We start from the raw sequence: 3,261 nt of genomic DNA on the forward strand, positions 1-3,261 counted from the left end.
ATCCCCCAACGACGTCCCCGTCCCATGCGCCTCCACATACGACACCGAACCCGGCTCCACCCCCGCCCGACCCCACGCCGCAGCAATCACCCGCTCCTGCGCCCGCGGATTCGGCACCGTGTAGCCGCTTCCGCTGGGCCGGCCACCGTGGTTGACGGCCGTACCGCGGATCACGCCGTAGACGTGGTCGCCGTCCTCGACCGCCCGCGCGAGGGGCTTGAGCAGCACCGAGCCGACGCCCTCGCCAGGCACGTAGCCGCTGCCGCCGGCGCCGAAGGCACGGCACCGCCCGTCGGTGGAGAGGAACTTGCTCTGGCTCAGCAGCACGTACTTGTAGGGATGGACGGAGACGTTGACGCCGCCCGCGATGGCCAGCTCGCTCTCGCCGTGCCGCAGGCTCTCGCACGCCAGGTGCAGCGCGGTCAACGACGACGAACACATCGTGTCCACCGCCATGCTCGGCCCGTGCAGGTCGAGGAGGTAGGAGACCCGGTTGGCGATCAGCGAGTACGAGGACTCGGTGACCGGCCCGGTGCCGCGCAGCGCGTCGACCGCACCGTAGAGCTGGTACTCGCCGTACATGACGCCGACGAACACCCCGACCTGGCGGCGGCCGAGACTGCGCGCCCGGTAGCCGGCGTCCTCCAGGACGTGCCAGGCCGACTGGAGGAACAACCGCTCCTGCGGGTCCATGAGTTCGGCCTCGCGCGGGGAGACCGAGAAGAAGAGCGGGTCGAACTTGTCGACGTCCGACAGGAAGCCGCCCCACTTGCCGTACGTCCCACCGGCCCGCGAAGCATCCGCGTCGAAGAACCGCTCGTGATCCCACCGCTCCCGCGGCACCTCCGTGACGCAGTCCCGCCCCTCCGCCAAGTTCTCCCAGAACTCACCCAGGTCATCCGCCATCGGATACCGACCACTCAACCCGATCACCGCGATGGCGTCGTCCTCGACAGCGTCGTGCTCGACGACGTCGTGCTCGACGACGTCGACCGACGTGTCGTGGTCGGAGCCGTGATCGGGGTCCTGATCGGGGGTCTCGACGCGGACGGAGGTCATGAAGCGCGGGCGTCGGGCCGGCTCGACCGCCGGTGCCGCCTCCGTGACGGGCCCCTCGGCCGGTGCGGGTCGCAACGCCTCGGGCTTGGTCTCCGCCAGGTGGTCGGCGATCTCCTCCAGCGAGTCGTGCTCGAAGAACAGGGTCTTCGACAGCTCGCCGAAGCGGTCCTCCAGGGCGCGGTTCAGCTCGGTGATCACCAGCGAGTCGATGCCGTACCGGGCCAGTAGCGCGGCCTTGGGGTCGATGCCGGACGCCTCGGCCCCGATCTTCCGCGCCACCAGCTCGCGCAGGAACGCCACGGCGAGGCCGCGGAGTTCCGCGCCGTCGTCCGCACCGCCCGCCGCGGTGGGGGCGGCCTCGGCCCCGGTCCCGGCGTCGTCGCCCGGCCGGTCGTCGGCCGCGGTGCCGACCGCCGCCAACCGCCCGGCGATCACCTCCGCGTCCCCGGCGGCCACCAGCACCGCACCGCCCGGGAGCGCCAGCGCGTCGTCGAACGCGGCCAGGCCCTCCTCGTTGCCCAGCGACGCCACTCCGATCCGCTCCCGCAGCACCACGGCGTCGTGCGCGGCCAGCGCCATCCCGCCGTCCCGCCAGTGCGGCCAGGCGATCGACAGGGAGCGGCCGTGGCGCCGCCCGGCGGCGACCCGTGCCGTGCGGTGCTCGGCGAAGGCGTCCAGGAAGGCGTTGGCCGCGGCGTAGTCGGTCTGGCCGAGGTTGCCGAAGGCCGCCGCGATCGAGGAGAACAGCACGAAGAAGTCCAGCTGCTCGTCGCGGGTGTAGTGATCCAGGTGCACCGCGCCGGCGATCTTGGGCGCGAGGACCGCGGCGAACTCCTCCGCGGTCTTCTTCAACAGGAAGGAGTCGCGCAACGTCCCGGCGGCGTGGACGACGCCGTGCAGCGCGCCGTGCTCGGCCCGGACGCGGGCGACGAGTTCCCGCACCGACGCGGCGTCGGCGACGTCGGCCCGCAGGTGGCGCACCGTGCCGCCGTGCGCCTCGATGGCCGCCATCCGCCGTCGCACGTCCTGGTCCGGCTCGGAGCGCCCGACCAGCACGAGGTGGGTGCGCGCCTGTGCGGCGAGGTGTTCCGCGACGAGCAGGCCGAGGCCACCCGCGCCACCGGTGATGAGGTAGACGCCGTCCTCGCGCACCGGCGTCGGGCGGTCGGCGGGCCGGGGCAGGTCGATCCGTCGGTGCCCGTGCACCAGGCGCCGCCCGTCCTCGTGGCGCACCCACACCGCGGGGTCGGTGGCGTCGCCCAGTTCGGCGACGGCGGTGGTGAGGGCGTACTCCCGCCGGTCGAGGCCGACCACCTGGTGGACCAGTCGGGGGTTCTCCAGCCGGACGCTGCGCGCGAAGCCGGCCACGGCGTCCTGGAGGGGGGACGGGCCGTCGACGCCGGCGGTGTGCAGGTGGAGCACCCGGACGGGGCGCTTGATCCGGCGGGCCAACAGCGCCTTGCCCAGGTGGAAGTGGGTCAGGAGGCCGCGGGCCAGCGCCGCGTCCACCGCGCCCGCTTCGAGGCCGTCGGCGCCGTCGGGGTCGTTCCAGGCATGCAGGACGACGCCCGGCAGGAGGTCGTCGGCGGCGCAGTCGGCGAACAGCCGGTCGACGTCCGCACCGCTTCCCGGGTCGAGGGTGAAGGTGTGCGCGTCCTGCCGCCGGAAGGCGGTACCGGGACGCGCCAACACGATCCGGGCGTCGGCCCGGCCCGCCGCCCGCAGCGCTGCGGCGAGTTCGGTGCGCTGGCCCTCGTCGGTGCCGAGCAGCAGGTAGGGGCCGTCGGGCGGGGTGCCGCCGGTGGGCAGCGCGGCCCGCTCCCATTGCCCGCGGAAGAGCAGGCGCTCCGGGCCGCGGTCCGCCCCGGCGTCGGAGTGGCGCTGGTCGGCCCGTAGGACCAGGTCCTTGATGCGGACGAGGACGGTCCCCTCTGCGTCCAACAACGCCACCTGCGCCGTCACCGCACCCGCACGAACCCCATCCCCCTCAACCGTCACATGCGCCAAACACTCCCGCGGCAACTCACCAAAAATCTCCACCGCACCCACCGCAAACGGCAGATACCCAACCCCCACACCAGCACCAGCACCAGCAGACTCACCCAACAACGCCACAACCGACTGCAACGCACCATCCATCAACGACGGATGCAGCCCAAACTCCCCAAACCCCGCCTCACACACCCCCGGCAACCGCAAAGA

At 73.0% G+C, this 3,261-nt stretch carries 1 protein-coding gene; it reads right to left on the bottom strand.

Features of this window, described 5'->3' with window-relative positions:
- Window positions 1–3,258 (bottom strand): SDR family NAD(P)-dependent oxidoreductase (locus tag ACLJT4_RS42145; RefSeq protein ID WP_411130450.1); only part of this gene is annotated, 3,258 nt, incomplete at its 3' end.
- Window positions 3,259–3,261: the final 3 nt, after the last annotated feature.

This window comes from Streptomyces sp. x-19 (assembly GCF_046549115.1).
Classification (GTDB): Bacteria; Actinomycetota; Actinomycetes; order Streptomycetales; family Streptomycetaceae; genus Streptomyces; species Streptomyces albulus_C.